This is a genomic window from Burkholderia plantarii, assembly GCF_001411805.1.
In the GTDB taxonomy this organism is placed as follows: Bacteria; Pseudomonadota; Gammaproteobacteria; order Burkholderiales; family Burkholderiaceae; genus Burkholderia; species Burkholderia plantarii.
In genome coordinates, this window is record NZ_CP007212.1 from 3,502,627 (window position 1) to 3,527,545 (window position 24,919).

Here is a 24,919-nt window from a genome sequence, read left to right on the forward strand (position 1 = left end):
GCAGCCGCCCTCAGGCCGCGCGCCGCGCGAGCCGGCCGCCGAACACGTTGACCACCAGCCCCCCCATCACCAGCAGGGCGCCGAGATATTCGGCGCCGCTCATCCGTTCACCGAGCAGCAGCGCCGACGAGGCGATGCCGACCACCGGCACCACCAGCGAGAACGGCGCGACCTGCGCGGCCGGGTAGCGCGACAGCAGGCGCCCCCACAGCGCGTAGCCGACCAGCGTGGCGACGAACGCGAGATAGACGATCGCGAAGATCGACGCGCCCGACAGCGCGCCGAGCGCGGCCTCGATCCGCGCCGGACCTTCGAGCGCGAGCGACAGCGCGAAGAACGGCAGCGGCGGCACCAGGCTGCCCCACACCACCAGCGGCACCAGCTCCACCTTGCCGATCCGCTTCGTGACGATGTTGCCGAGCGCCCACGAGGCGGCCGCGCAGATGGTCAGCGCGAAGCCGGCCAGCGTCATCGCCCCGCCGCTTTGCGCGGCGATCGTCACGAGCCCGAGCGCGGCGATCGCGAGGCCCGTCAGGTTCCAGATGCGCACGCGCTCACCGAGGAACACCCGCGCGAAGCCAAGCGTGAAGAACGCCTGCGCCTGCAGCACCAGCGAGGCGACCCCGGCCGGCATGCCGACGTTCATCGCGGTGAACAGGAACACGAACTGCGCGAGCAGGATGGTCGCGCCATACAGCACCAGCATGCGCAGCGGGATGCGCGGCCGCGGCACGAAAAATACCGCCGGCAGCGCCGCGAGCGTGAAGCGCAGCGCGCCGAGCAGCATCGGCGGCACGCCGTGCAGGCCCACCTTGATCACGACGAAATTGACGCCCCACGCGACGATCACCACCAGCGCGAGCAGCAGGTCCTTCATGGCCATCATCGCGTCATGTCCTCCGTTATCCCGATTGCACGAACCCGGCAGTGTAACGGCTGCGGCAACCTGTCGCCGCGCTTTCCGCGAGCCCGATACAATGAGCGCAATTCCAGTCCGCCCTCAGCCGGCCCCACGACCACCATGAGCGATTCGATCCGAGCGGTCCTGAAACCGCATGTCCGCGACATCGGCAACCTGCAGGTGCGCCGCACGCTGCCCGCGATGGCCGCGCGCCTCGTCGGCCCGTTCATCTTCTTCGACCACATGGGGCCGGCCGAGCTGCCGCCCGGCAGCGGCCTCGACGTGCGCCCGCATCCGCACATCGGCCTCGCCACGGTCACCTACCTGTTCGACGGCGCGATCCTGCACCGCGACAGCCTCGGTTCGGTGCAGACCATCGTGCCCGGCGACGTGAACTGGATGACGGCCGGGCGCGGCATCGTCCACTCCGAGCGCACGCCCGCCGAAGTCCGCGAGCGCGGCCAGACCATCCACGGCATCCAGACCTGGGTGGCGCTGCCGCTCGAACACGAGACCACCGAGCCCGCGTTCGAGCACCATCCGGCCGCGACGCTGCCGAAGCTCGCGCGCGACGGCGTCGCGCTGACCGTGATCGCCGGCGACGCGTTCGGCCTCGTCTCGCCCGTCACCACGTTCTCGCGCACGCTCTACGCGGCCGCCGAGTTCGCGGCCGGCGCGACGCTCGCGTTCGATGCCGATCACGAGGAACGCGCCGTCTACCTGGTGGCGGGCGACCTGACGATCGACGGCACGCCGCTCGAAGCGGAACAGATGGCCGTGCTCACGCCCGGCGCGGCGGTCTCGCTCGCGAGCCGCGGCGGCGCGCGCCTGATGCTGCTGGGCGGCGCGAAGCTGGCCGGCGAGCGCTTCATCGAGTGGAATTTCGTGGCGAGCAGCCGCGAGGCGATCGAGCGCGCGAAGACGGCCTGGACCGAACAGACGATGGGCGGCGTACCGGGCGAGACCGACTGGATTCCGCTGCCCGAGCGCCGCGCGCATTGAACCCCGGGGCGCGCCGACGGCCCGCGGCGGCCGGCGCGCCCGCATTGAAAGATCCGGCTTCGGCCCCATCTACGCGATTAATCCGATCCACGAGGACCTCCATGGAAACCACGCTCGCCACCTTCGAACGCGACGTCATCGAAGCATCGCTCGACGCCCCGGTACTCGTCGACTTCTGGGCGCCCTGGTGCGGCCCGTGCAAGACGCTCGGCCCGCTGCTCGAACGCCTCGAGGCTGACTACGCGGGGCGCTGGAAACTCGTCAAGGTCAACGTCGACGAGAACCAGGAACTCGCCGCGCATTTCCAGACCCGCAGCATCCCCCACGTGATCGCGTTCGCCGACGGCCGTGCCGTCGACCAGTTCATCGGCATGCTGCCCGAAGGCCAGATCCGCGCCTTCATCGACCGCCTGCTGCCGTCGCCCGACGACGCCGAGCGCCGCGCCGCGCAGATCGCGCTGGCCGAGGAACGCTACGACGACGCCGTCACGCACCTGCAGTCGGCGCTCGCGCTGAATCCGGGCCAGGACGACATCCGCCTCGACCTGATCGAGCTGCTGCTGGCCATCGATCGCGTCGAGGCCGCGCGCGACGAGGCCACGCGCCTCTCGCCGCAGACCGTGAACGGCGTGGACCCGCGCTACCAGGCGATCAAGACGCGCTTCGACTCGCTCGACGCCGCCGTCGAGCTGCCGCCGACCGACGCGCTGGAAGCCCGCATCGCCGCCGACGGCAACGATCTCGAGGCACGCTTCGATCTCGCCCAGCTGCTGATCGCGCACCGCGTCTACGAAGGCGCGCTGGAGCAGCTGCTCGAGATCGTCAAGCGCGACCGCGCGTTCAAGGACGACGTCGGCCGCAAGACCATGGTGTCGGTGTTCGAGCTGGCCGCCGACCAGCCGAACCTGGTCTCCGCGTGGCGCCGCAAGCTCAGCGCGCTGCTGTACTGAGGCGCCGGCGCGGCCGGACGCCGGACGCAAAACGGGCGCGTGCCATCGTGGCACGCGCCCGTTTTTTTGCCAGGGGGTGACTGCGGCGGTTACCGTGTCCGCTATCGCGCCGCGAGCGCGCGCAGCGCGTGCGCGGCGGCCGCGAACCCGAAGCTCGCCGTCACGCACACGCTCGACCCGAAGCCGGCGCAGTTGAGCCCGGCCGGCCCGCCCGTGCCGGCCACGTCGCCGGCCGTCGCGTCGTCGATCTCGCAGGCCGCCGCTTCCGGATAGATCAGCGGCTCGTCCGAATAGACCGCGCTGACCTTGAACTTCGCCTTCGGCCCGCGCGGGAAGCCGTGCTGCTTGCGCAGCTGCGCGCGTACCTTCGAGAGCAGCGGATCCTGGATCGTCAGCGCCAGGTCGTCGATGCGGATCCGCGTCGGGTCGAGCTGGCCGCCCGCGCCGCCGACCGTCACGAGCGGCTGGCCGCGCGCGACGCACCAGGCGATCAGCGCCACCTTGGTGCGCACGCTGTCGATCGCGTCGATCACGTAGTCGAAGCCGCCGCCGAGCAGCGCGTCGAAGTTCCCGGCCTCGGCGAAATCCTCCACGCGATGCACGCGGCAGGCCGGATCGATCAGCGCGATCCGCTCGGCCATCGCGTCCACCTTGGCCTTTCCGTAATTGCCGTCGAGCGCGTGGATCTGGCGGTTCGTGTTGCTTTCCGCGATATTGTCGAGATCGATCAGGGTCAGGTTGCCGATCGCACTGCGCGCGAGCGCCTCGACCGTCCACGAGCCGACCCCGCCGATGCCGATCACGGCCACGTGCGCGCGCTCGAACGCGGCCAGCGCGTCGGACCCGTACAGGCGCGAGACGCCGCCAAAGCGTCGCGCCCGATCCGGGTCAAAATGTCCCGCCGGGCCAGGAGTAAGATCGGCTTGCGTCGTGACGACGTCGATTCGGGCCATGCTGAGGTAAGTGAAATGAAAGCGGCCTGGCCGCGAAAGCGCCTATTTTGCCTGATCGGCGCGGTGTCGGCCGGGCGTGTCGTCTCGACGCATGATTTTGCATCCTTGGCTATACTGGCCCCAGATTGAAGGGTTCGCATAAAAATGACTTCTCTCGCTGATCTCCGTATCAACTATTCCCGCGCGTCGCTCGACGAGCACGACGTGGCATCCGATCCGTTCCGGCAATTCGACAAGTGGCTCAACGAGGCGCTCGACGCCAAGCTGCCCGAGCCGAACACGATGACGCTCGCGACCGCGGACGCCGCCGGGCGCCCGTCCGCGCGCATCATGCTGATCAAGGGCGTGGACCAGCGCGGCTTCGTGTTCTTCACGAACTACGAGAGCCGCAAGGGCCGCGAGATCGAGGCGAACCCGCACGCGGCGCTGCTGTTCTACTGGATCGAGCTGGAGCGTCAGGTGCGCATCGAAGGCCGCCTCGAAAAGATCGCCGCCGAGGAAAGCGATGCCTATTACGCGTCGCGTCCGGTCGGCTCGCGGCTCGGCGCCTGGGCGTCGGCGCAGAGCACCGTGATCGCCGACCGCGCCGTGCTGGAAACGCGCGAGCGCGAGGCCCGCGAGCGCTACGGCGATAACCCGCCGCGTCCGCCGCATTGGGGCGGCTTCCGGGTCGTGCCGGAATCGATCGAGTTCTGGCAGGGCCGGCCGTCGCGGCTGCACGATCGCCTGCGCTACACGCGCGACGCCGGCGCCCCCGATCGCTGGGTGGTCGAGCGCCTCTCGCCCTGATGCGCTGATCGCCCGCGCCAGCGCCACCCACCGGTCCGCCCGGGTTGCTCCGCGGCCTTCCGTGTTTCGGTTTGCATGACGGCCCGCCGCCTCGCCGCGGCGGACCGGAACAATGACTTGGCTGTATTCATTTCAACAGGCAACGGAGAATCCAAATGTTCTGGGAAAAGAAGCTGGCACAGTGGGCGGACGAAGTACGGGAAAAGGCGAACCTGCCGGCGCGCCTGGTGCTCTGGAACGGCGACCAGCATGATTTCGGCACCTTCAGCGCGCCGGACGTCACGCTGAAGGTCAACAGCGCCTCGGCGCTGCCGCTGCTGCTCGAACCGAGCCTCGACAATCTCGGCGAGGCCTACGTGAAGGGCAAGATCGACATCGAGGGCCGGCTGCCCGACATCATCAACATCGGCTATTCGCTCGCGCGCAACACCGTCACCAACGCGAGCAAGCTCGCGCGCGTGACGCGCTACTTCAGCCACACCAAGAACTCGGACAAGAAGTCGATCCAGTATCACTACGACGTCTCGAACGAGTTCTACAAGCTGTGGCTCGACGAGAACATGGTCTATTCCTGCGCCTACTTCGAGAACGGCGACGAAGACCTCGCCACCGCGCAGATCAAGAAGATCGACCACATCCTGACCAAGATCCAGCTGCAGCCGGGCCAGCGCCTGCTCGACATCGGCTGCGGCTGGGGCGCGCTGGTGCTGCGCGCCGCGCAGAAGTTCGGCGCGCGCTGCGTGGGCGTCACGCTCTCGCAGAACCAGTTCGACCTCGCCACCGAGCGCGTCAGGCAGGCCGGCCTCGAGAACCAGATCGAGATCCGCCTGCAGGACTACCGCGACGTGGACGGCCAGTTCGACCGGATCACCAGCGTCGGCATGTTCGAGCACGTCGGCCGCAAGAACCTGCCGGGCTACTTCAGCAAGGTGCGCGAGCTGCTGGCCGACGACGGCATCGCGATGAACCACGGCATCACCTCGACGGACGCCGACAGCGGCGAGACCTCGCTGGGCGGCGGCGAATTCATCGACCGCTACGTGTTCCCGGAAGGCGAGCTGCCGCACATCGGCCTCGCGCTCGAATCGGCGCAGCGCGGCGGCCTGGAAGTGGTTGACGTCGAAAGCCTGCGCCGGCACTATGCGCGCACGCTCGACATCTGGACCGACAACTTCGAGGCGAAGGCCGACGCGGCGAGGCAGCTCGTCGACGACGAGAAGTTCCGGATCTGGCGCGTCTATCTCGCCGGCTGTGCCTACGCGTTCGAGAACGACGACGTGTCGATCTATCAGCTCGTCTGCCGCAAGGCCGGCCGCAGCGCGAAAACGCTGCCGTGGTCGCGGCGCTACATCTACGAGAACCCGCTGCCGCGCTGACGGCGGCGTCCGACGACGCAATGACCATGCATGGGTGACGGCAGCACGCGGCGCGACGCCGCGCGAACGACGAAGCACGACGAGGCGCCGCGCGACGCCGAACAGTTCGACCTGTTCGGCGCGGCGCCGCCTGAGCCTGCTGTCGAGCCCACGGCCGATCCCGCAGTGGATGAAGCGCCGCCCGCCTCGGCCGGTTCGTCCCCGCCTCCCGCCCCCTCCCGTCACCCCGCGCCCGCCGAAAATGAAGCGGCACCGTCCCCGTCGCTGTGGGGCGACGAGGCACCGCCGCCCGCTTCCGCTGCTTCTGGCAGCGCCGCCGGCCAGCCGGCCGCCGCGCCGCGCCGTTCGCGCAAACGCGGCGTGGCGCGCGCCGCGATCAGCGACGAGGTCGCCGCGACCGCGGCCGCGCTGCCGCCGAACGTGCGGCTCGGCACCTCGACCTGGTCGTTTCCGGGCTGGAACGGCATCGTCTACGGCGACGACTACTCCGCGCAGAAGCTCTCTCGCGACGGGCTCGATGCCTATGGCGCGCATCCGCTGCTCAAGAGCGTCAGCATCGACCGCTCGTTCTACGCGCCGCTGTCGGTGGCCGACTATCTGCGTTACGCGCAGCAGGTACCCGACGATTTCCGCTTCGTCGTGAAGGCGCCGGCCTCGGTCACCGACGCCGTCGTGCGAGGTCCGCGCGGCGAACCGGCCGGACCGAACCCGGCGTTCCTCGACGCGCGCATCGCCACCGACGATTTCGTGCGCCCCTGCCTCGACGGCCTTGGCCGCAAGGCCGGCGCGCTGGTGTTCCAGTTCTCGCCGCTGCCCGACGGGCTGCTGGCCGATCCGGCCGCGCTGATCGAGCGGCTCGCGGCGTTCTTCGCGGCGCTGCCGCCGCTGCCATCTCCATCAGCGGAAAGCGGCGAGACCGACGGCCCGCGCTACGCGATCGAGATCCGCGACGCGAGCCTGCTCACGCCGCGCTTCATTCGCGCGCTCGCCGCGGCCGGCGTGCGCTACTGCGTCGGCCTGCACGCGCGGATGCCGGACCCGCTGCGGCAGGCGGCGGCGCTCGCGCTGCTCGACGGCGACGCGCCCGGCCCGCTGGTGGTGCGCTGGAGCCTGCACGGCGGCTTCAAATACGAGCAGGCGAAGGCGAAATACGATCCGTTCGACCGGCTCGTCGACGAGGACCCGCAGACGCGTCGCGCGCTCGCCGACCTGGCCGCGCGATACGCGCTGGCCGGCCAGCCGGTGCTGATCACCATCAACAACAAGGCGGAAGGCTCGGCGCCGCTGTCGTGCATCGAACTGGCCAAGGCGATCGACGCGGCGATCGAGCGGCTGCGCGCGGACCCGGCCTGAGACACGCGCCTTGCGGCGCGGCTCGGCAAATTCAACGACACCATGAAAAACGGCGGCACATTCCTGTGCCGCCGTCGGTTCCTGCATCGGGCCTTGCACCCGGTCCCGCTCGCTCAGCCGCCGTTCGATTTCAGGCGATGCGCGAACTTCTTGCGGAATTTCGCGATCTTCGGCCCGATCACGGCCGCGCAATAACCTTGCTGCGGATTGCGCGCGAAGTAGTCGCGGTGATATTCCTCGGCCGGCCAGAAATTGCCGTCGAGCATGTCGACGCGCGTGACGATCGGGGCGTCGAACACCTTGTCGCGCTCGAGCGCATCGATCACTTCGTGCGCGATCGCGCGCTGCTCCTCGTTTTCGGCGAACACCGCCGAGCGATATTGCGTGCCGACGTCGGCGCCCTGCCGGTTCAGTTGCGTCGGATCGTGCGTCGCGAAGAAGATCTCGAGGATCTCGCGATAGCCGATGCGCGCCGGATCGAACGTGACTTTCACGACTTCCGCGTGGCCCGTGTCGCCCTCGCAGACCGCCGCGTAGCTCGGGTTGCGGACGGCGCCGCCGGCGTAGCCCGACTCGACCGAGTGGACGCCGGCGACGTCGAGGAACACCGCTTCGGTGCACCAGAAACATCCGCCGCCGAGCACGGCCGTCGAAACCTGATTTTCCATGTCATGTCCTCTCGAAAATGCAATGTGTCCGGAGCGATCGCAACGACCGCTTCGATGCGGCAAGTTTAGCCGAGTTGCCGCGGCCGGACGCGGGGCCGGCCGCCGGCCTTCGCGGAAAACGGGAGCGCCCGGCGCGGCGCCGTCGCAGACCGGCTGCCCGACCAAACAAAAAAGCACCCGGCGGTGCTTTTCGTTTGCCCGCGGCGCGTGCAGCCGCGCAACGCATCCTCACGACTCGTTCTTCAATTGATCGGCGATCTCGGTCCGGCATCGCGTGCAGTAATCCATGTCCTGCCCCGGCTTGATGTCGCTCGCCGGATCATGGCGCACCCGCGAGAACCGGGCGTGCTGCTGGATGTCGTTCCATGCCAGATACGACGACTCCCTGCCGACATACTGCTCCCAGCTATCCATGCCGGTGCTGGCGAGGATGGCCCCCAACGCCTCATCGCGCTTGTTCAGCATCTTCCGCTTGTGGGTGGAACTGGTGTTCGCGCTGAATTTCGGCATCGGCACCATCGCCTGCTTGAGCGCCTCCAGGTGCTCCAGGCCATAGGTCTTGCCCTCGCTCGACAGCCGCTGGTGGGACTCGAGCACGCTGTGTCCTTCCGCGCAGGACAGACCCCGCTTGTCCTCGGCCTCGTCGGCCTGCACGTGACGATTCGCGAAATGCCGCGCGAACGGATGGCCCGCCTGATTTTGCTCCAGATAGGCCTTGCGCGAGCCGTAGCGCGGCACCGCGGCATCGGCGCCCGGTCCCTTCGTCCATCCGGTGTTTTTCCCCGTGATCTCGAGGCTGTCGCGGCCGCCCGTCAGCGTGCTTTGCGGCGCCGAAATCGCCAGCGTCGCCGTGACCAGATCGCGCGGCGGCGGCGGTTCATGAGGCTGTTGCGGCGAGAGGACGCTCGACGACGCCGCGACGCCGGATCCATTTTTTTTACCGTTTCCGCGATTCATGCCGGATCTCCCTTCCGTCGAACGATGCGAAATACTGTCGGGCGAACGTGCTTCCCCGCACGGCCGGGTCGACCATCGCGCCCCGCCGTGCCGTCTCCATCGCCGGCCCGGCCGGCGCAGATCGTCTCGCATGATGATGCCCGTCTCCGGCGCCGCTGCGTGGTGCCCGCCGAAATTATTCTTTGCGCTGCCGTCCGCGCGCGAACGCCCGGCGGCGCAATCGGCCGGGCCGATTGACAAACGAGCCGGCCCGCCATCGATTCCGCTAGAATCGGAACACCTTTTCCGAGTGCCCGATGACCGCTCCTTTCGTGATTTCTCGCTTTCCGGCCCCGGCACCTGCCGCCGCGGCGCCGCAGGCGGTGCCGCGATGACGTCCCACGCCGCGCCCCCCGATTTCGATACCGCCGCGTTCCGGCAGGCGCTCGGCCAGTTCGCCACCGGCGTCACGGTGATCACGACGCGCGCGCCGTCGGGCGCGCCGATCGGCATCACCGCCAGTTCGTTCAATTCGGTATCGCTCGATCCGCCGCTCGTGCTGTGGAGCCTGGCCACGCGCTCGGCCTCGCTGCCGGTGTTCCGCGGCAACAGTCATTACGTGATCAACGTGCTGGCCGCCTCGCAGCTCGACCTGTGCAAGCGCTTCGCGACCGTCAAGGGAGACCGCTTCGAGGGGGTGTCACACGCGGCGGGGCAATCGGGGATGCCGGTGCTAAACGACGCGCTGGCCTGGTTCGAGTGCCACAACCGCAGCCGCTACGAGGAAGGCGACCACGTGATCTTCGTGGGCGAGGTCGAGCGCTGCGGGCTGCACGCGGACCTCGGTTCGGCCGCGCCGCTGGTGTTCCACGGCGGCACGTTCCACGGCGTCAGTCCGCTCTGACCGAACCGGTGCGCGCCAGCGACACGGGCGCGCCCGCCTCGTCCTTCAGCGTCTGCAGCACGATGTTCGAGCGGATGTCCATCACGCCCGGCGCCTTGTAGAGCTGGTTCAGCACGAAATCCGAATAGTGCTTCAAATTGTGCGCGAGCACGCGCAGCAGGTAGTGCGTCTCGCCCGTCACGACGAACGCCGACACCACCTCGGGCCAGGCCTTCAGCGCCTCCGCGAAACGCTCGTGCCACTGTTCCTGATCGTTGCGCATCGACACCTGCACGAACGCCTCGAGCTCGAAACCGAGCTTCTCGCGGCTCAGGCAGGCCCGGTAGCACTCGATCACGCCCTGCTCCTCGAGCAGGCGCATGCGCCTCAGGCAGGCCGACGGCGACAGGGCAATACGTTCGGCCAGATCGAGGTTACTGATCCGGCCCTCTTGCTGCAATACGGCGAGAATACGGCAATCGGTAGCGTCCAGCGAGATTGCATGCATTTCTGGTCCCCGTTTTGGCTATCGTTCAAATTATCTGCGATATTTGCCGAATGTCCATGTTTATTTCGCAAGCACCTTTCGGCGACGTTTACTTATGATCGAACCCATCGATATCCCGAAAACAAACGCAGATGGCTACGCTCTGGGACATTTCTCCCGACATTTTCCCCGATACACCGGTCTGGCCGGGTGACACTCCCGTGTCGGTCGACGGCGTCTGGCGCATCGAGGCCGGTTCGCCCGTCAACGTCGCGCGGCTGACGCTCTCGCCGCACACCGGCGCGCATGCCGACGCGCCGCTGCACTACGACGCGCACGGTGCGCCGATCGGCGCGGTGCCGCTCGATACCTATCTCGGCGCCTGCCGCGTGATCCACTGCCTCGGCGCCACGCCGGTGGTGCGTCCCGAACAGGTGGCCGCCTCGCTGGCCGGCGCGCCGCCGCGCGTGCTGCTGCGCACCTACGCGCACGCGCCGCGCGAGGCATGGGACAGCGCGTTCTGCGCCGTGGCGCCCGAGACCATCGACCTGCTCGCCGCGCACGGCGTGCGGCTGGTCGGCATCGACACGCCGTCGCTCGACCCGCAGGAATCGAAGACGATGGACGCGCACCGGCGCGTGTCGGCGCATGCGATGGCGATCCTCGAGGGGCTCGTGCTCGACGACGTCGCCGCCGGCGACTACGAACTGATCGCGCTGCCGCTCAAGTTCACGACGCTCGACGCGAGCCCGGTGCGCGCGGTGCTGCGCGCGCTGCCGGCCACGCCGTAGGCCGTCGCCGCGACGGCGCCCCGCCCCGCGCCGGGCAGCCGAATGATCGACAACCCGATCCCGATCATCCGCCCGCCCGGCGCGGCCGGTCAGAATCAAAGACTCTCTTCTTCCTCACCCGGATTCCGCCATGAACTCACGTGAAGACGCACTCGCGCTCGATCGCGACGATCCCCTCGCCGCGCTGCGCGGCCGCTTCCTGCTGCCCGACGACACGATCTATCTTGACGGCAACTCGCTCGGCGCGCGGCCGGCCGCCTCGGCCGCGCGTGCCCAGGCCGTGATCGAGGACGAATGGGGCCGCGACCTGATCCGCAGCTGGAACACCGCGGGCTGGTTCGCGCTGCCGCGCCGCCTGGGCGACCGGCTCGCCCCGCTGATCGGCGCGGCGAGCGGCGAGGTGACGATCACCGACACGATCTCGGTGAACCTGTTCAAGCTGCTCTCGGCGATGCTGCGCGAGCAGGCCAGGCGCGCGCCCGAGCGCCGCGTGATCGTCTCGGAGCGCTCGAACTTCCCGACCGACCTCTACATCGCGCAGGGCCTGATCGCCCAGCTCGATCGCGGCTACACGCTGCGACTCGTCGACGATCCGGCCGAACTCGACACGGCGATCGACGCGCAGACGGCCGTGGCGATGATCACGCACGTCAACTACCGCACCGGCCGCATGCACGACATGCCGGCCGTCACGCGCCACGCCCAGCAGGCCGGCGCGCTGATGCTGTGGGATCTCGCGCATTCGGCCGGCGCGGTGCCGGTCGACCTGAACGGCGCCGGCGCGGACGGCGCGGTCGGCTGCACCTACAAGTACCTGAACGGCGGCCCCGGCTCGCCGGCCTTCGTCTGGGTGCCGCAGCGCCACGTCGCGCAGTTCGAGCAGCCGCTCTCGGGCTGGTGGGGCCACCGCGCGCCGTTCGCGATGGAGCCCGGTTTCGCGCCCGACGCCGGGATCGCGCGCTTCCAGTGCGGCACCCAGCCGATCGTCTCGATGGCGATGGTCGAGTGCGGGCTCGACGTCTTCCACGAGACCGACATGCCGGCGATCCGCCGCAAGTCGCTGGCGCTGGCCGACGCCTTCATCGCGCTCGTCGAACGCCGCTGCGCCGGCTTCGACCTGACGCTCGTCACGCCGCGCGAGCACGCGCGGCGCGGCTCGCAGGTCAGCTTCGAGCATCCGCACGGCTACGAGGTGATGCGCGCGCTGATCGCGCGCGGCGTGATCGGCGACTACCGCGAGCCGCGCATCCTGCGCTTCGGCTTCACGCCGCTCTACACGCGCTACGTGGACGTCTGGGATGCCGTGGAAGTGCTGCGCGAGATCCTCGATACCGAGGCCTGGCGCGCGCCCGAGTACGCCGCTCGGACCACCGTGACCTGAGCAGCCGTCCGTTTCCAAGAACACCCGCCGGAGAGTCCCCCAATCATGAGTTCCCAACCACCGCAAGCGGGCGCACCCGACGCCGCGCGCTGCCCGTTCTCGGGCGAGCCGGCCGCCGCGCCGGCCGGCCCCGAGGGCTGGCACGACGCCCAGCTCGACTTCTCGAAGTCGATGAGCTACGGCGATTACCTCTCGCTCGGCCCGATCCTCACGGCCCAGCATCCGCTCTCGCCCGACCACAACGAGATGCTGTTCATCATCCAGCATCAGACCAGCGAACTCTGGATGAAGCTCGCGCTCTACGAACTGCGCGCGGCGCTCGCCTCGATCCGCGGCGACGCGCTGCCGCCCGCGTTCAAGATGCTCGCGCGCGTCTCGCGGATCCTCGAACAGCTGGTGCAGGCCTGGAACGTGCTGGCCACCATGACGCCGTCCGAGTATTCGGCGATGCGGCCTTACCTCGGCGCGTCGTCGGGCTTCCAGTCGTACCAGTACCGGCAGCTCGAATTCCTGCTCGGCAACAAGAACGCGCAGATGCTGAAGCCGCATGCGCACCGGCCCGAGATCCTGGCCGAGGTCGAGGCCACGCTCGACGCGCCGTCGCTCTACGACGAGGTGGTGCGCCTGCTCGCGCGACGCGGCTTCCCGATCGCGGCCGAACGGCTCGCGCGCGACTGGCGCGCGCCGACCACGCACGACGTGTCGGTCGAGGCGGCCTGGCTCGCCGTCTACCGCGAGCCGTCGGCGCACTGGGATCTGTACGAGATGGCCGAGGAACTCGTCGACCTCGAGGATGCGTTTCGCCAGTGGCGCTTCCGCCACGTCACGACGGTCGAGCGCATCATCGGCTTCAAGCAGGGCACGGGCGGCACCAACGGCGCGCCCTATCTGCGCAAGATGCTCGACGTGGTGCTGTTTCCGGAACTCTGGCACGTCCGCACGACGCTGTAAGCGTTCCTGCACGGCCGGCATTCGCGCCGGCCGTCGCGTCCTCCCGCCTTCCCTCGATGGCGCGGTCGCGCGGCACGTCATCCATCGTGCCGCCCCCGCCGTTCAGCGCCCCTGTCCCGCCAGTTCGCTGAGCGCCGCCGCCCGTTGCGCGCGCAACGGTTTCAGATGGCCGCGCAGCAGCGCCAGCGCGAGCCCGGCGATCGCCATCGCCGCGGCCAGCATGCACAGGTAGCCCGCGGCGCCGCCCGAAGTGATCACGAACGCGCCCGCGAACGCGCTGAGGATCGCGCCGAGGCGCCCGAACATCAGCGCGCCGGCGGCGCCGGTGGCGCGCACCTGCGTCGGATACAGGAAGGCGCACAGCGCGTACATGGTGGCCTGCACCGCGTTGACGAACAGGCCGTGCAGGCCGAGCCCGAGCAGCAGCCAGCCGCGCTGGCTGGCCGCGTCCACGCCGAGCAGCCAGGCCGCGCTCGCCGCGCCGCCGAGGCTGCAGACCACCAGCGGCCAGCGCGAGCCGAAGCGCGCGATCGCCACCGCGCAGCCGAGCGCGCCGAACACGCCGCCGAGGTTGTAGGCGGTCAGCCCGCTGCCGGCCACCGACACGCTCAGGCCCTGCGCGGCGAGCATCGCCGGCAGCCAGCTGAACGCACTGTAGACGGCCAGCAGCGACATGAAGAACGCGCACCAGAGCGCGATCGTGTCGCGCGCGAGGCCGTCGACGAACAGCGCGCGAAAGCCGCGGCGGCGCAGACCCGGGTGAGGCTCGACGAGATCGATGAAGCGGGCGCCGGGGGCGGCCGGCCGGCGCATCCGCGCGAGCAGCCGGCCGAGTTCGGGCCAGCGCGCCGGCTCGCGCGCGAGGAAGCGCGGCGACTCGGGCAGCGCGGCAACCAGCACCAGGCCCAACATCAGCGGCAGCGCCCCGCCGGCGATGAACAGCCCGCGCCAGCCGTAGGCCGGCAGCATGTCGTGCGCGAACAGCCCGGCCAGCATGCCGCCGAGCGGCACGCAGACAATGGTGGCCGTCACCATCAGCGTGCGGCGCCGCGCCGGCGTGAATTCGGCCGTCAGCGTGGTGGCGGTGGGCAGCGCGCCGCCGATCCCGAGGCCCGCCACGAAGCGCAGCAACGCGAGCGTGACGATGTCGGGCGCGGCGCCCACCGCGCAGGTCGCCGCGCCGAACACGAACACGCTCGCGATCACCGCGCGGCGGCGCCCGAAGCGGTCGGCGAACAGGCCCGCGCCGGCGCTGCCGATACCCATCCCGACGAGGCCCGCCGCCACCGCGGGCGCGAACGCGTCGCGCGTCAGGTGCCACTCGCGGATCAGCGCCGGGATCGCGAAGCCGATCAGTTGGCCGTCGAAGCCGTCGAGCACGATCGACAGCGCGGCGAGCAGCACCGCGAGCGCCTGCATCGGCGTGAACGGCCCATGGTCGAGCGCCGCGCCGACATCGACGGGAGCCGGCGCGGCCGCCTCGCGCGCCGCGCTCATGCCCGCCTCCGGCGCACGGCGACGCGCGCGGCGGCGGCCGGCGCAGCCGCGCGCGGAAAGCACGGTGCGAGCGATGCGGGCAATCCGGATCGGATCGCGCGACGCGGCACGGATCGGTTCATGTTCTTCTCTCCTCGGAATCCCCGGTCCGCACGCAGATGGCCGGCGGCGGCCGAAAGGCGGCCTGTCGTGATTCCCGGCGCGCCCGCCCGTCGCGCACGCCGGTTGGCGCCGTGGCGCCGAACGAGCCTGCGCATCATAAGACGATTCGATGCCCCCGGGCGGGCGAACAAAAAGGCGGCCGGGCTTTCAGGCGCCGCAGTGCAGCATCGAAATCCAGTCCGGTCGCCTTGACTTTCATGAAATCGAATACGATCATTCGCCCACCACGAGAGCAAATGATCTTAACGAGGCCGTGTTCGGCCGCAAGGAGACAACGGATGAATCCTCCGCCGACCGCCGCGCCGGTGATCCTCCACATCGGCGCCGGTTCGTTCCACCGCGCGCATCAGGCCTGGTATCTGCACCGCGTCAACGAGCAGGCCGCGCCGGACGATCCGGCCGGCCGCTGGTCGCTGGTCGTCGCCAACATCCGCGACGACATGCGCGCGACGATGGACGCGCTGGCCGCGCAGCAGGGCCGCTACACACTCGAGACAGTGACGCCCGACGGCGAGCGCGCCTACGAGACGATCGGCTCGATCACGCGCGTGCTGCCGTGGTCGATCGACCTCGCCGCGCTGATCGAGGCGGGCGCCGATCCGGATTGCCGGATCGTCTCGTTCACGGTCACCGAGGGCGGCTACTACCTCGACGAGCACAACCGCCTCGACGCCGGCAACCCGGACCTCGCGGCCGATCTGCAAGGAGCGCGCACCACCATCTACGGCGCGCTCGCGGCGCTGCTGGCTGAACGGCGGGCGCGCGGCGCCGGCCCGCTGACGCTGCAGAGCTGCGACAACCTGCGCAGCAACGGCGCGCGGTTTCGCGCCGGCATGCGCGAGTTCCTCGAACGGCGCGGCCTGACCGACCTGCTCGGCTGGTTCGACGCGCACGTGTCGTGCCCGAGCGCGATGGTCGACCGCATCACGCCGCGCCCGACGCCCGACGTGCGCGAGCGCGTGAAGGCCGCCACCGGCGTGGACGACGCCTGCCCGGTGATGGGCGAATCGTTCATCCAGTGGGTGATCGAGGACGATTTCGTGGCGGGCCGCCCGCGCTGGGAGCTGGCCGGCGCGGAACTGGTGGACGACGTCCATCCCTACGAGGAAGCGAAGATCCGCATCCTCAACGCGACCCACAGCTGCATCGCCTGGGCCGGCACGCTCGCGGGCCTGACCTACATCCACGAAGGCACCCACGATCCGGCGATCCGCGCGTTCGCGCACGCCTACGTGACCGACGACGTGATCGACTCGCTCACGCCGAGCCCGCTCGATCTCGCGCGCTATCGCGACGTGGTGCTCGAACGCTTCGGCAACCCGTACATCCTCGACACCAACCAGCGCGTCGCGGCCGACGGCTTCTCGAAGATTCCCGGCTTCATCGCGCCAACCTTCGCCGACTGCTTCGCGCGCGGCGCCGAGCCGGTCTCCACCGCGGTGCTGCCGGCGCTGTTCCTGCGCTTCCTCGGCCGCTGGGCGCAGGGCCTGCTGCCCTACGAATACCAGGACGGCGTGATGGACGCGGGCGTCGCGCGCGCCATCGTGGCGGCCGACGATCCGGTCGCCGCGCTGGCCGCCGAGCGGCTGCTGTGGGGCTCGCTGGCCGGCGACGCGCGGCTCGTGAGGGCGCTGCGCGCCGGGCTCGCGCGCGTCGACGCGTGGCATCCGTGAGCGCGGCGCGCGCGGCGGCAGCGGCCCGGCACGCTCCGGGCCGCCGCCGCTCCGGGTCAACCGGCATTGGCACGGGCCGCGTCGCGCGGCTACATTAGCGACTCTCAGACGACCAACTGCTAGCGCCCATCATGTATCTCGGCATCGATCTCGGCACCTCGGAAGTCAAGGTGCTGCTGCTTTCCCCCGACGGCGCGGTCGTCGGCACGGCGGGTACGCCGTTTACCGTGTCGCGCCCGCATCCGCGCTGGGCGGAGCAGCATCCGGAAGACTGGTGGCAGGGCACGCGCGAGGCGCTCGCCGCGCTGCGCGAGCGCCATCCGGCCGAGTACGCGCAGGTGCGCGGGATCGGCCTGTCGGGCCAGATGCACGGCGCGGTGCTGCTCGATCGCGACGACCGCGTGCTGCGCCCCGCGATCCTCTGGAACGACATGCGCAGCGACGAGGAATGCACGGCGCTCACGCAGCGCGCGCCGGACCTGCACCGGCTCGCCGGCAATCTCGCGATGCCCGGCTTCACGGCGCCCAAGCTGATCTGGGTGGCGGCCCACGAACCCGACACGTTCGCGAGGATCGCCTGCGTGCTGCTGCCGAAGGACTACCTGCGGCTGCGGCTGACCGGCAACCGCGTGTCCGATCCGTCCGACGCGGCCGGCACGCTGTGGCTCGACGTGGCGCGCCGCGACTGGTCGGGCTCGCTGCTCGAGGCTGGCGGCATGACGCGCGAGCAGATGCCCCGCATCGTCGAGGGCAACGCGCCGTCCGGCACGCTGCGCGCCGAGGTGGCGCGCGAGCTGGGCCTGCGCGAAGGCATCGTGGTGGCGGGCGGCGGCGGCGACAACGCCACCAGCGCGCTCGGCATCGGCGCCACCCAGCCCGGCGACGGCTTCGTCTCGCTCGGCACCTCGGGCGTGCTCAGCATCGTCGGCGACCGCTTCATGCCCTATCCCGAATCGGCGCTGCACGCGTTCTGCCACGCGATTCCCGACCGCTGGCAGCAGATGAGCGTGGTGCTGTCGGCGGCGAGCTGCCTGCGCTGGGTCTGCAAGCTGACCGGCACCGACGAGCCGACGCTGATCGGCGAGGTCGAGGCGCTCGATCCGGCCGCGCTCGCCGACGCGCCGCTGTTCCTGCCTTACCTGTCGGGCGAGCGCACGCCGCACAACGACCCCTACGCGCAGGGCGTGTTCTACGGCATGACGCATGGCACCGATCGCGCGCGGCTCGGCTACGCGGTGCTCGAAGGCGTGACGCTGGCGCTCGCCGACGGGCACGACGCGCTCGTCGCGGCCGGCTCGGCGGCCGGCTCGCTGGCGCTGATCGGCGGCGGCGCGCGCAGCGCGTACTGGGCGCAGCTGGTGGCCGACGCGCTCGACGTGCGCACCCATCAGCTCGGCGGCGGCGCGACCGGCGCGGCGCTCGGCGCGGCGCGGCTCGGCTGGCTCGCCGACGGAGGCGATCCGTCGCAGGTGCTGACCAAGCCGCCGCTGTCGGCCGAGTACGTGCCCGACGCGGGCCGCCATGCATGGTTGCGCGAGCGGCTCGACACCTATCGCGCGCTGTATCGCCATGTCCGGCCGCTGTTCGAGCCGTCGCGCGCGCGCCTTGCCTGACGCCGGTTGCGTTACGATCCGTTCCTTCTCCAGCCAGCCAGCCACCCGCCCGAGCGCCCACGCACCGTGCCCAAGTCCTCTGAAAAACTCGATCTCGCGACCCGCGCCGCCTGGCTCTACTACGTGGCCGGCGACACCCAGAGCGAGATCGCCGAAAAGCTGCAGGTGTCGCGCCCGGTCGCGCAGCGGCTGGTCGCGTTCGCGGTCGAGAAGAACCTGATCCGCGTGCGCGTCGATCACGGCGTGGCCGACTGCCTCGACCTGGCCGCGCAGCTCTCGAAGCGCTACGGGCTGTCGATGTGCGAGGTGGTGCCGATCGATTCGGACACCCCGGACGCGGTCGACCGCAAGCTCGCGGTGGCGGGCGCGCAGGTGATGGAGCGCTACCTGAACGAGGATCGCGCGATGGTGATCGCGGTCAGCAGCGGCCGCACGCTGAAGGCCGCGGTCGCGCAGATCGCGCAGATCGATCGACGCCAGCACCGGCTCGTGTCGATGGTGGGCGCGATCGCGCGCGACGGCTCGTCGAACCCCTACGACGTCGCGCAGCACATCTCGGAGAAGACGGGCGGCAAGCACTTCCTGCTGCCGGCGCCGCTCGTCGCCGACAACGACGCCGAACGCGCGCAGTGGTGCAACCACCGGCTCTATCGCATCGTCGAGCAGCTGACGGCCGACGCCGACGTGGCGTTCGTCGGGATCGGCAACGTCGGCCCGGACTGTCCGCTGTTCGTGGACGGCTTCCTCACGCCCGACGAGCTGAACGAGATGATGGCCAGCGGCGCGGTGGCCGAGATGGTCGGGCTGCCGATCGACGCGAACGGCCGGCGCGTGGTCACGCCGTCGACGGCGCGCGTGACGAGCGTGTCGATGGAGACGCCGCCGCGCCGGCCGACCATCGGCTTCGCGGGCGGGCCGCGCAAGCAGGCGGCCGTGCTGGCCGCGCTGCGCGGCGGCTGGCTGTCGGGGCTCGTCACCGACGAGACCTGCGCGCGGGCCGCGCTGGCCGACTGAACGCGCGGCCGCGGCCGCGTCATCCAGACTCCTTCACGCAGACGCGTGGCGCGCCATCCGCGGCGCCTGACGCCTGCGCATCGCATCGTCACCGCGCCGGCCGACGCCACCACGCGCGAGACGATCGCAGCCGCCCGCCCCGCGATGCCGAACCCGCGGTGCATCCCCGACATCGGGAACAACGCCCGCCCCGCCATCCACGACACCCACGTTCGACGCCGCAAACAACAACGCCGCGCAAAAAACGCGCGGCGTCGCTTCCTTCCCGTCATCACGCCCACCGAGCCGCCCGCGGCGGCCCGGCGCCGCCTCAGGCGGCCAGCGCGTGCGGCGAACGCCGCTCGAACGCGAGGCCGTCCTCGTTGAACAGATGGCAGTGCTCGGGCTGCGCGTGGACCCGCAGCATCTCGCCCGGCCGGTGCGTCTCGAGCGGCGGAATCCGCGCGATCATGCCGTCCGGCGCGACCGGCGATTCGGCGTACAGGTAGGCGGCGTCGCCGAGCGACTCCACGGCCATGGTGCGCACCGACACGCCCCCGCCGTCGGGCGCGGCCCCCACCAGCAGATGCTCGGGGCGGATGCCGACCGTCACCTTGTCGCCGGCCTTCAGCGCGCCGGTGCGCACCGCCACGCGCTGCGCTTCTCCGGATTCGAAGCGCACCACCGCCTCGTCGGCCGTCACGGCCTGCGCCACGCCTTCCAGGAAGTTCATCTTCGGCGAGCCGATGAAGCCCGCCACGAACCGGTTGGCCGGCGCGTGATACAGCGTGTTCGGCGCGCCCACCTGCTGCACGCTGCCGGCCGACAGCACCACGATCTTGTCGGCCAGCGTCATCGCCTCGACCTGGTCGTGCGTCACGTAGATCATGGTGGTCTTCAGCTCGTCGTGCAGCCGCGCGAACTCGAGGCGCATCTTCACGCGCAGCGCCGCATCGAGGTTCGACAGCGGCTCGTCGAACAGGAACACCTTCGGCTTGCGCGTGATCGCGCGGCCGATCGCGACGCGCTGGCGCTGGCCGCCCGAGAGCTGCTTCGGCTTGCGGTCGAGCAGGTGGTCGATGTGCAGGATCTTCGCCGCGTTGCGCACCGCCGCGTCGATCTCGGGCTTCTTCGCGCCGGCCAGCTTGAGGCCGAACGCCATGTTGTCGTACAGCGTCATGTGCGGGTACAGCGCGTAGGACTGGAACACCATCGCGATGCCGCGCTTGGCGCTCGCCAGATCGTTCACGCGCATGCCGTCGATCAGCAGGTCGCCGCTGGAAATGTCCTCGAGCCCGGCGATCATCCGCATCAGGGTGGACTTGCCGCAGCCGCTCGGGCCGACGAACACCACGAACTCGCCGTCCGCGATGTCGAGATTGACGTTGCCGAGCACTTCGTTGTCGTCGTAGCGCTTGCCGATGTTGCGCAGAAGCAGGCTTGCCATGTTTTGTCTCCGCTTTCCTTACCGCTGGGTTCGTGACGCGCCGCGCCGCCGGATCGGCCGGCGCGGCGCGCAATTCGTTTCGCTCACTGCGACGGCACGCTGCCGGTCGCGATCCACTGCGCGGCGAGGCCGGGCAGCGCGTCCATCCGGTCGAACACGTGGCGCGCGCCGATCGCGCGCAGCGCGTCGACCTGCGACGGCGAGGCGTGGCCGCCGCCGATGAAGCCGATCACCGTCATGCCGGCCGCGGCCGCGGCGGTGATGCCGGTCGCGCTGTCCTCCACCACCAGGCAGTGCTCGGGCGCGAAGCCGAGCGTGTGGGCGGCGGCCAGGTAGACGTCGGGCGCGGGCTTGGGCCGCTCGACGCCGTCGGCGCAGAACAGCCGCTCGCCGAAATGGCGCTTGAGGCCGGTGCGGGTCAGCGCTGCCTCCACGTAGGCGCGATTGCTGTTGCTCGCGCAGGCGATCGGCAGCGCGATCGCGGCGAGCGCCGCGTCGATGCCGTCCACGGCCGGCGCGAGCACCGCCGCGCGCTCCACCGCCGTGCGGATCGCGGCGACCTCGGCGGCCGCGAGCGCGCGGCCGACCTGTTCGGCCGCGCGCTCCAGCACGCGTTCGGTGCGCAGGCCAAGCAGCGGCATCACCACCGGGCGCACGTCCACGCCGGGCCAGCGCGCTTCCAGCTCGCTCACCAGCACGCCGGCGGCCACCGCCTCGCTGTCGATCAGCACGCCGTCGCAATCGCAGATCAGCAGGCGGTCGCGCCCCTCGCCGGCCGGCAGGCTCATGCCGTTCGCGCTCATTTGACCGCCCCGAACGTGAGGCCGCGCACCAGCTGCTTCTGCGACAGCCAGCCGACGATCAGGATCGGCGCCACGGCCAGCAGCGAGGCGGCCGACAGCTTGGCCCAGAACAGCCCCTCGGGGCTCGAGTAGGAGGCGATGAACACGGTCAGCGGCGCCGCGTTCGAACTCGTCAGGTTGATGCTCCAGAACGCCTCGTTCCAGGACAGGATCACCAGCAGCAGCGCGGTGGACGCGAGGCCCGGCAGCGCCATCGGCATCAGCAGGTAGACGATCTCCTGCCAGGTGCTGGCGCCGTCGATGCGGCCCGCCTCCAGGATGTCGCGCGGGATCTCGGCGAAATAGGTGAACGTCATCCACACCGCGATCGGCAGGTTGATCAGCGTGTAGACGATCACGAGGCCGCTTACGGTGTCGAGCAGGCCCGAGTTCTTCCAGAGCAGGTAGATCGGCACCAGCACGCCCACCGACGGCATCATCTTGGTGGACAGCATCCACAGCAGCACCTTCTGGGTGCGCCGGGTCGGGAAGAACGCCATCGCGTAGGCGGCCGGCACCGCCAGCAGCAGGCACAGCAGCGTCACGCCGACCGAGATCAGGATCGAGTTCCAGGCGAAGCCGAAGTAGTTGCTCCGCGCGAACACCTCGCGGAAGCTGTCGAGCGTCGGCGTGAAGATCAGCGACATCGAGTAGGCCTGCTGCTCGGTCTTGAACGCGGTGATCGCCATCCAGAAGATCGGGAAGAACAGCAGCAGCGCGATCAGCCACGCGAGCACGCCGGGAATCGCGCGCCGGACGGTGCCGAGCGCGGCGCCGAGGCCGCCGGACGGGCCGGACGCGCCCGCGGCGCGCGGGGTTGCGGTCAGGTCGCTCATGCTTCGTACTCCCCTTTGAGGTTTTTCGCGAGCATCCGCACCAGGAAGAACGACACGACGTTCGCGAGCACGACGGCGAGGATGCCGCCCGCCGAGGCGAGGCCGACGTCGAACTGCTGCAGCCCGAGCGCGTAGATCAGGTAGGACAGGTTGGTGGTGGCGTTGCCGGGGCCGCCGCCGGTGGTCGTGTAGATCTCGGCGAAGATCGACAGCAGGAAGATGGTTTCCATCATCACCACCACGGCGATCGCGCGCTTCAGGTGCGGCAGCGTGATGTAGAAGAACATCGCGAACGGCCCGGCGCCGTCGATGCGCGCGGCCTCCTTCTGCTCCTGGTCGAGCGACTGGATCGCGGTGAACAGGATCAGGAACGCGAACGGCAGCCACTGCCAGGCGACGATCATGATCACGGCGGTCAGCGGGTATTCGGCGAACCAGTCGATCGGCGCCATGCCGAGCCCGCGCATCAGGTGGGCGATCAGGCCGTAGACGGGGTTCAGGATCATGTTCTTCCAGATCAGCGCCGAGACGGTCGGCATCACGAAGAACGGCGCGATCGCGAGCAGGCGCGCGATGCCCTGCCCGTAGAACTTGCGGTCGAACAGCACGGCCATCAGCACGCCGCCGACCACGGTGATCGCGAGCACCGCCACGATCAGCACCAGCGTGTGCCAGATCGCCGGCAGGAACGACGGGTCGGTGGCCAGGTAGCGGTAGTTGTCGAGCCCGGTGAAGCCCTTCTCGTCGGGATTCAGCAGGTTGTAGCGCGTGAACGAATACCAGATCGTCATCGCGAGCGGGATCGACATCCACAGCAGCAGCACCGCCACCGAAGGCGTGACGAGCCAGCGGGCGGGCTTGCCGCGCGAGGACGCGGCGGAGGCGGGAGACGAATCGGTCATGGGCGCCGGGTGATGTAGGGGAAGACGTAAGTGACGCATGCTCGGACCTCTTGAAGCGGATGCACGCGTGCCGCGCGGCGGCGCGCGTGCCTTGCATCGAGGCGATCCGCGCCGGCCCGGCACGGATCGCGGCTGGCTCGATTACTTCTTGTAGCCGGCCTGGCGGACCGCGCGGTCGGCGGCGGCCTGGCCGGCGGCGAGCGCCTGGTCGACCGTCATCTGGCCGGCCACCGCGCCCGCGATCGACTGGCCGACGACCGTGCCGAACGACTGGAATTCAGGAATCCCGACGTACTGCACGCCCGTGTACGGCACCTTCTTCAGCGACGGATCGTTGACGTCGGCCGTCTCGATCGCCTTCAGCACGAAGTCCGAGAACGGCGCGGCGGCCTTGTACTCGGCTCGCGCGTAGGTGGACTGGCGCGTGCCCGGCGGCACCGACGCCCAGCCCTCGTCCTTGCCCACCGCTTCCACGTACTGCTTCGAGGTCGCCCAGGTGATGAACTTCTTCGCGGCGTCCTGCTGCTTGGAGGTCTTCGGGATCGCCAGCGCCCAGGCCCACAGCCAGTGCGAGCCCTTCGGCGTGACGGCCACCGGCGCGGCCGCGAAGCCGATCTTGTCGGCCACCTGCGACTGCTGCTTGTTGTAGAGCATGCCGGCCGCCACCGTGGCGTCGATCCACATCGCGCACTTGCCCGAGGCGGTCAGCGTCAGGTTCTCGTTGAAGCCGTTCGAGCTTGCTCCCGGGGGGCCGTCCTTCCTCAGCAGGTCGACGTAGAAGTTGATCGCCTTCTTCCATTCCGGCGAGGTCAGCTGGGCGTTCCAGTTCTCGTCGAACCAGCGGCCGCCGAAGGTGTTCACCACGGTCGACACGTAGGCCATGTTCTCGCCCCAGCCGGCCTTGCCGCGCAGGCAGATGCCGTAGACGCCGTTGGCCTTGTCGGTCAGCTTGTCGGCGAACTGCTGGATCTGGTCGTAGCTCGGCTGGTCGGGCATCTTGAGGCCCTTGGCCGCGAACAGGTCCTTGCGGTAGTAGGTCATCGAGCTCTCGACGTAGAACGGCAGCGCGTAGAGCTGGCCGTTGTACGAGAGGCTGTCGCGCGCCGTCTTCACGACGTCGTTCAGATCGTAGTCGGCGGGCAGGCCCGTCATCGGCGAGAGCCAGCCGCGCTTGCCCCACTGCGGCGCCTCGTAGGTGCCGATCGCCATCACGTCGAACTGGCCGCTGCCGGTGGTGATGTCGGTGGTGGCGCGCTGGCGCAGCACGTTCTCTTCCAGAATCACCCAGTTCAGCTTGATGTCCGGGTTGGCCTTCTCGAACGCCGGCGAGAGCTTCTTCAGCTCGATCATGTCGGGGTTGTTCAGCGTCGCGATCGTCAGCGTGGCCGCCTGCGCGGCCAGTGCCGACGACGCGAGCGCGGCGCCCGCGAGAATTCGCGTGGCGGCGGCGATGAGCGTCGGTCGTTGCATGGCATGTCTCCTGTGTTATCGGCTTGTCGTCTGGGGTCTGTCCATCTGCGGGCGGCGGCGCGC

Annotated in this window: 23 protein-coding genes; 12 read left to right on the forward strand and 11 right to left on the reverse strand. The window is 69.9% G+C overall.

From position 1 onward, the window contains the following. Positions 1–10: 10 nt before the first annotated feature. On the reverse strand, positions 11–883 hold the full coding sequence (locus bpln_RS15010) for an EamA family transporter (RefSeq protein ID WP_123863637.1): 873 nt from the start codon (positions 881–883) through the stop codon (positions 11–13). A 138-nt stretch (positions 884–1,021) separates the two neighbouring features. Here bpln_RS15010 and bpln_RS15015 point away from each other — a divergent pair, with 138 nt between their 5' ends. Next, positions 1,022–1,903: a pirin family protein gene (locus tag bpln_RS15015; RefSeq protein WP_055139179.1), complete on the forward strand. Its 882-nt coding sequence runs from the start codon at positions 1,022–1,024 to the stop codon at positions 1,901–1,903. Between the two features lie 101 nt (positions 1,904–2,004). Then, complete coding sequence (gene trxA, locus bpln_RS15020) at positions 2,005–2,853, forward strand: thioredoxin (RefSeq protein WP_042625850.1); 849 nt, start codon at positions 2,005–2,007, stop codon at positions 2,851–2,853. A 101-nt stretch (positions 2,854–2,954) separates the two neighbouring features. Here the strand turns inward: trxA and bpln_RS15025 are convergent, their stop codons facing one another. Further along, complete coding sequence (locus bpln_RS15025; RefSeq protein ID WP_055139180.1) at positions 2,955–3,806, reverse strand: tRNA threonylcarbamoyladenosine dehydratase; 852 nt, start codon at positions 3,804–3,806, stop codon at positions 2,955–2,957. 144 nt (positions 3,807–3,950) lie between these two features. Here bpln_RS15025 and pdxH point away from each other — a divergent pair, with 144 nt between their 5' ends. The 3 genes from pdxH (at position 3,951) to bpln_RS15040 (ending at position 7,324) form a co-directional block, all read left to right on the forward strand. Further along, entirely contained in the window at positions 3,951–4,595 is a 645-nt protein-coding gene (gene pdxH, locus bpln_RS15030; protein ID WP_042625852.1) for a pyridoxamine 5'-phosphate oxidase, read from the forward strand. A gap of 155 nt (positions 4,596–4,750) precedes the next feature. Continuing rightward, positions 4,751–5,971, forward strand: a complete 1,221-nt coding sequence (locus tag bpln_RS15035; RefSeq protein ID WP_042625853.1) for an SAM-dependent methyltransferase — start codon at positions 4,751–4,753, stop codon at positions 5,969–5,971. Positions 5,972–6,001: 30 nt separating this feature from the next. Next, positions 6,002–7,324 carry a DUF72 domain-containing protein gene (locus bpln_RS15040; RefSeq protein WP_055139181.1) on the forward strand — a complete coding sequence of 441 codons (1,323 nt, stop codon included), beginning with the start codon at positions 6,002–6,004 and terminating at the stop codon, positions 7,322–7,324. Positions 7,325–7,437: 113 nt separating this feature from the next. Here bpln_RS15040 and msrA read toward each other — a convergent pair whose 3' ends face one another. Next, the gene (msrA, locus tag bpln_RS15045) at positions 7,438–7,992 is read right to left on the reverse strand and encodes a peptide-methionine (S)-S-oxide reductase MsrA (RefSeq protein WP_042625855.1); all 555 of its coding nucleotides are present in this window, start codon (positions 7,990–7,992) and stop codon (positions 7,438–7,440) included. A gap of 228 nt (positions 7,993–8,220) precedes the next feature. Beyond that, a complete protein-coding gene (locus tag bpln_RS15050) occupies positions 8,221–8,949 on the reverse strand; it encodes a hypothetical protein (protein WP_055139182.1) in 729 nt (242 codons plus the stop codon). Positions 8,950–9,319: 370 nt separating this feature from the next. Here bpln_RS15050 and bpln_RS15055 point away from each other — a divergent pair, with 370 nt between their 5' ends. After that, on the forward strand, positions 9,320–9,832 hold the full coding sequence (locus tag bpln_RS15055; RefSeq protein ID WP_042626738.1) for a flavin reductase family protein: 513 nt from the start codon (positions 9,320–9,322) through the stop codon (positions 9,830–9,832). Here the strand turns inward: bpln_RS15055 and bpln_RS15060 are convergent. After that, entirely contained in the window at positions 9,819–10,319 is a 501-nt protein-coding gene (locus bpln_RS15060; protein WP_055139183.1) for an Lrp/AsnC family transcriptional regulator, read from the reverse strand. The genes bpln_RS15055 and bpln_RS15060 overlap by 14 nt on opposite strands. A gap of 131 nt (positions 10,320–10,450) precedes the next feature. On the opposite strand from bpln_RS15060, the gene kynB reads away from it, so the two are divergent. From kynB to kynA, 3 genes are all read left to right on the forward strand, one after another. After that, a complete protein-coding gene (gene kynB, locus bpln_RS15065; protein ID WP_042625857.1) occupies positions 10,451–11,089 on the forward strand; it encodes an arylformamidase in 639 nt (212 codons plus the stop codon). Between the two features lie 130 nt (positions 11,090–11,219). After that, a complete protein-coding gene (gene kynU / locus bpln_RS15070; RefSeq protein WP_055139184.1) occupies positions 11,220–12,470 on the forward strand; it encodes a kynureninase in 1,251 nt (416 codons plus the stop codon). A 45-nt stretch (positions 12,471–12,515) separates the two neighbouring features. Next, positions 12,516–13,421, forward strand: coding sequence for a tryptophan 2,3-dioxygenase (kynA, locus tag bpln_RS15075; protein WP_042625859.1), 906 nt, complete (start codon positions 12,516–12,518; stop codon positions 13,419–13,421). Positions 13,422–13,523: 102 nt separating this feature from the next. Here the strand turns inward: kynA and bpln_RS15080 are convergent, their stop codons facing one another. Further along, positions 13,524–14,918 carry an MFS transporter gene (locus bpln_RS15080; RefSeq protein ID WP_055139548.1) on the reverse strand — a complete coding sequence of 465 codons (1,395 nt, stop codon included), beginning with the start codon at positions 14,916–14,918 and terminating at the stop codon, positions 13,524–13,526. 440 nt (positions 14,919–15,358) lie between these two features. On the opposite strand from bpln_RS15080, the gene dalD reads away from it, so the two are divergent. The 3 genes from dalD to bpln_RS15095 all read left to right on the forward strand — a co-directional run bounded on the left by dalD (position 15,359) and on the right by bpln_RS15095 (position 19,380). Beyond that, a complete protein-coding gene (dalD, locus tag bpln_RS15085; protein ID WP_042625860.1) occupies positions 15,359–16,753 on the forward strand; it encodes a D-arabinitol 4-dehydrogenase in 1,395 nt (464 codons plus the stop codon). Positions 16,754–16,884: 131 nt separating this feature from the next. Further along, complete coding sequence (gene xylB / locus bpln_RS15090; RefSeq protein ID WP_055139185.1) at positions 16,885–18,366, forward strand: xylulokinase; 1,482 nt, start codon at positions 16,885–16,887, stop codon at positions 18,364–18,366. Between the two features lie 66 nt (positions 18,367–18,432). Further along, a complete protein-coding gene (locus bpln_RS15095) occupies positions 18,433–19,380 on the forward strand; it encodes a sugar-binding transcriptional regulator (RefSeq protein ID WP_055139549.1) in 948 nt (315 codons plus the stop codon). Positions 19,381–19,690: 310 nt separating this feature from the next. Here the strand turns inward: bpln_RS15095 and bpln_RS15100 are convergent, their stop codons facing one another. The 5 genes from bpln_RS15100 to bpln_RS15120 form a co-directional block, all read right to left on the reverse strand. Further along, positions 19,691–20,806, reverse strand: coding sequence for an ABC transporter ATP-binding protein (locus tag bpln_RS15100; protein ID WP_055139186.1), 1,116 nt, complete (start codon positions 20,804–20,806; stop codon positions 19,691–19,693). An 83-nt stretch (positions 20,807–20,889) separates the two neighbouring features. After that, positions 20,890–21,609 (reverse strand): HAD-IA family hydrolase, encoded by a 720-nt coding sequence (locus bpln_RS15105; RefSeq protein WP_042625864.1) that lies wholly within the window; start codon positions 21,607–21,609, stop codon positions 20,890–20,892. Continuing rightward, complete coding sequence (locus bpln_RS15110; protein ID WP_042625865.1) at positions 21,606–22,484, reverse strand: carbohydrate ABC transporter permease; 879 nt, start codon at positions 22,482–22,484, stop codon at positions 21,606–21,608. The genes bpln_RS15105 and bpln_RS15110 overlap by 4 nt, the downstream gene beginning before the upstream one ends. Beyond that, a complete protein-coding gene (locus bpln_RS15115; RefSeq protein ID WP_042625866.1) occupies positions 22,481–23,425 on the reverse strand; it encodes a carbohydrate ABC transporter permease in 945 nt (314 codons plus the stop codon). Before bpln_RS15115 ends, bpln_RS15110 begins: the two co-directional genes overlap by 4 nt. 102 nt (positions 23,426–23,527) lie before the next feature. Beyond that, on the reverse strand, positions 23,528–24,856 hold the full coding sequence (locus bpln_RS15120) for an ABC transporter substrate-binding protein (RefSeq protein ID WP_042625867.1): 1,329 nt from the start codon (positions 24,854–24,856) through the stop codon (positions 23,528–23,530). Between the last annotated feature and the right edge of the window lie 63 nt (positions 24,857–24,919).

What these genes read in the sequence shown, in the direction of transcription:
- bpln_RS15010 (WP_123863637.1), bottom strand. Translation starts at nt 883, where the DNA reads ATGGCCATGAAGGACCTGCTGCTCGCGCTGGTGGTGATCGTCGCGTGG.
- bpln_RS15015 (WP_055139179.1), top strand. Translation starts at nt 1,022, where the DNA reads ATGAGCGATTCGATCCGAGCGGTCCTGAAACCGCATGTCCGCGACATC.
- trxA (WP_042625850.1), top strand. Translation starts at nt 2,005, where the DNA reads ATGGAAACCACGCTCGCCACCTTCGAACGCGACGTCATCGAAGCATCG.
- bpln_RS15025 (WP_055139180.1), bottom strand. Translation starts at nt 3,806, where the DNA reads ATGGCCCGAATCGACGTCGTCACGACGCAAGCCGATCTTACTCCTGGC.
- pdxH (WP_042625852.1), top strand. Translation starts at nt 3,951, where the DNA reads ATGACTTCTCTCGCTGATCTCCGTATCAACTATTCCCGCGCGTCGCTC.
- bpln_RS15035 (WP_042625853.1), top strand. Translation starts at nt 4,751, where the DNA reads ATGTTCTGGGAAAAGAAGCTGGCACAGTGGGCGGACGAAGTACGGGAA.
- bpln_RS15040 (WP_055139181.1), top strand. Translation starts at nt 6,002, where the DNA reads ATGGGTGACGGCAGCACGCGGCGCGACGCCGCGCGAACGACGAAGCAC.
- msrA (WP_042625855.1), bottom strand. Translation starts at nt 7,992, where the DNA reads ATGGAAAATCAGGTTTCGACGGCCGTGCTCGGCGGCGGATGTTTCTGG.
- bpln_RS15050 (WP_055139182.1), bottom strand. Translation starts at nt 8,949, where the DNA reads ATGAATCGCGGAAACGGTAAAAAAAATGGATCCGGCGTCGCGGCGTCG.
- bpln_RS15055 (WP_042626738.1), top strand. Translation starts at nt 9,320, where the DNA reads ATGACGTCCCACGCCGCGCCCCCCGATTTCGATACCGCCGCGTTCCGG.
- bpln_RS15060 (WP_055139183.1), bottom strand. Translation starts at nt 10,319, where the DNA reads ATGCATGCAATCTCGCTGGACGCTACCGATTGCCGTATTCTCGCCGTA.
- kynB (WP_042625857.1), top strand. Translation starts at nt 10,451, where the DNA reads ATGGCTACGCTCTGGGACATTTCTCCCGACATTTTCCCCGATACACCG.
- kynU (WP_055139184.1), top strand. Translation starts at nt 11,220, where the DNA reads ATGAACTCACGTGAAGACGCACTCGCGCTCGATCGCGACGATCCCCTC.
- kynA (WP_042625859.1), top strand. Translation starts at nt 12,516, where the DNA reads ATGAGTTCCCAACCACCGCAAGCGGGCGCACCCGACGCCGCGCGCTGC.
- bpln_RS15080 (WP_055139548.1), bottom strand. Translation starts at nt 14,918, where the DNA reads ATGAGCGCGGCGCGCGAGGCGGCCGCGCCGGCTCCCGTCGATGTCGGC.
- dalD (WP_042625860.1), top strand. Translation starts at nt 15,359, where the DNA reads ATGAATCCTCCGCCGACCGCCGCGCCGGTGATCCTCCACATCGGCGCC.
- xylB (WP_055139185.1), top strand. Translation starts at nt 16,885, where the DNA reads ATGTATCTCGGCATCGATCTCGGCACCTCGGAAGTCAAGGTGCTGCTG.
- bpln_RS15100 (WP_055139186.1), bottom strand. Translation starts at nt 20,806, where the DNA reads ATGGCAAGCCTGCTTCTGCGCAACATCGGCAAGCGCTACGACGACAAC.
- bpln_RS15105 (WP_042625864.1), bottom strand. Translation starts at nt 21,609, where the DNA reads ATGAGCGCGAACGGCATGAGCCTGCCGGCCGGCGAGGGGCGCGACCGC.
- bpln_RS15110 (WP_042625865.1), bottom strand. Translation starts at nt 22,484, where the DNA reads ATGAGCGACCTGACCGCAACCCCGCGCGCCGCGGGCGCGTCCGGCCCG.
- bpln_RS15115 (WP_042625866.1), bottom strand. Translation starts at nt 23,425, where the DNA reads ATGCGTCACTTACGTCTTCCCCTACATCACCCGGCGCCCATGACCGAT.
- bpln_RS15120 (WP_042625867.1), bottom strand. Translation starts at nt 24,856, where the DNA reads ATGCAACGACCGACGCTCATCGCCGCCGCCACGCGAATTCTCGCGGGC.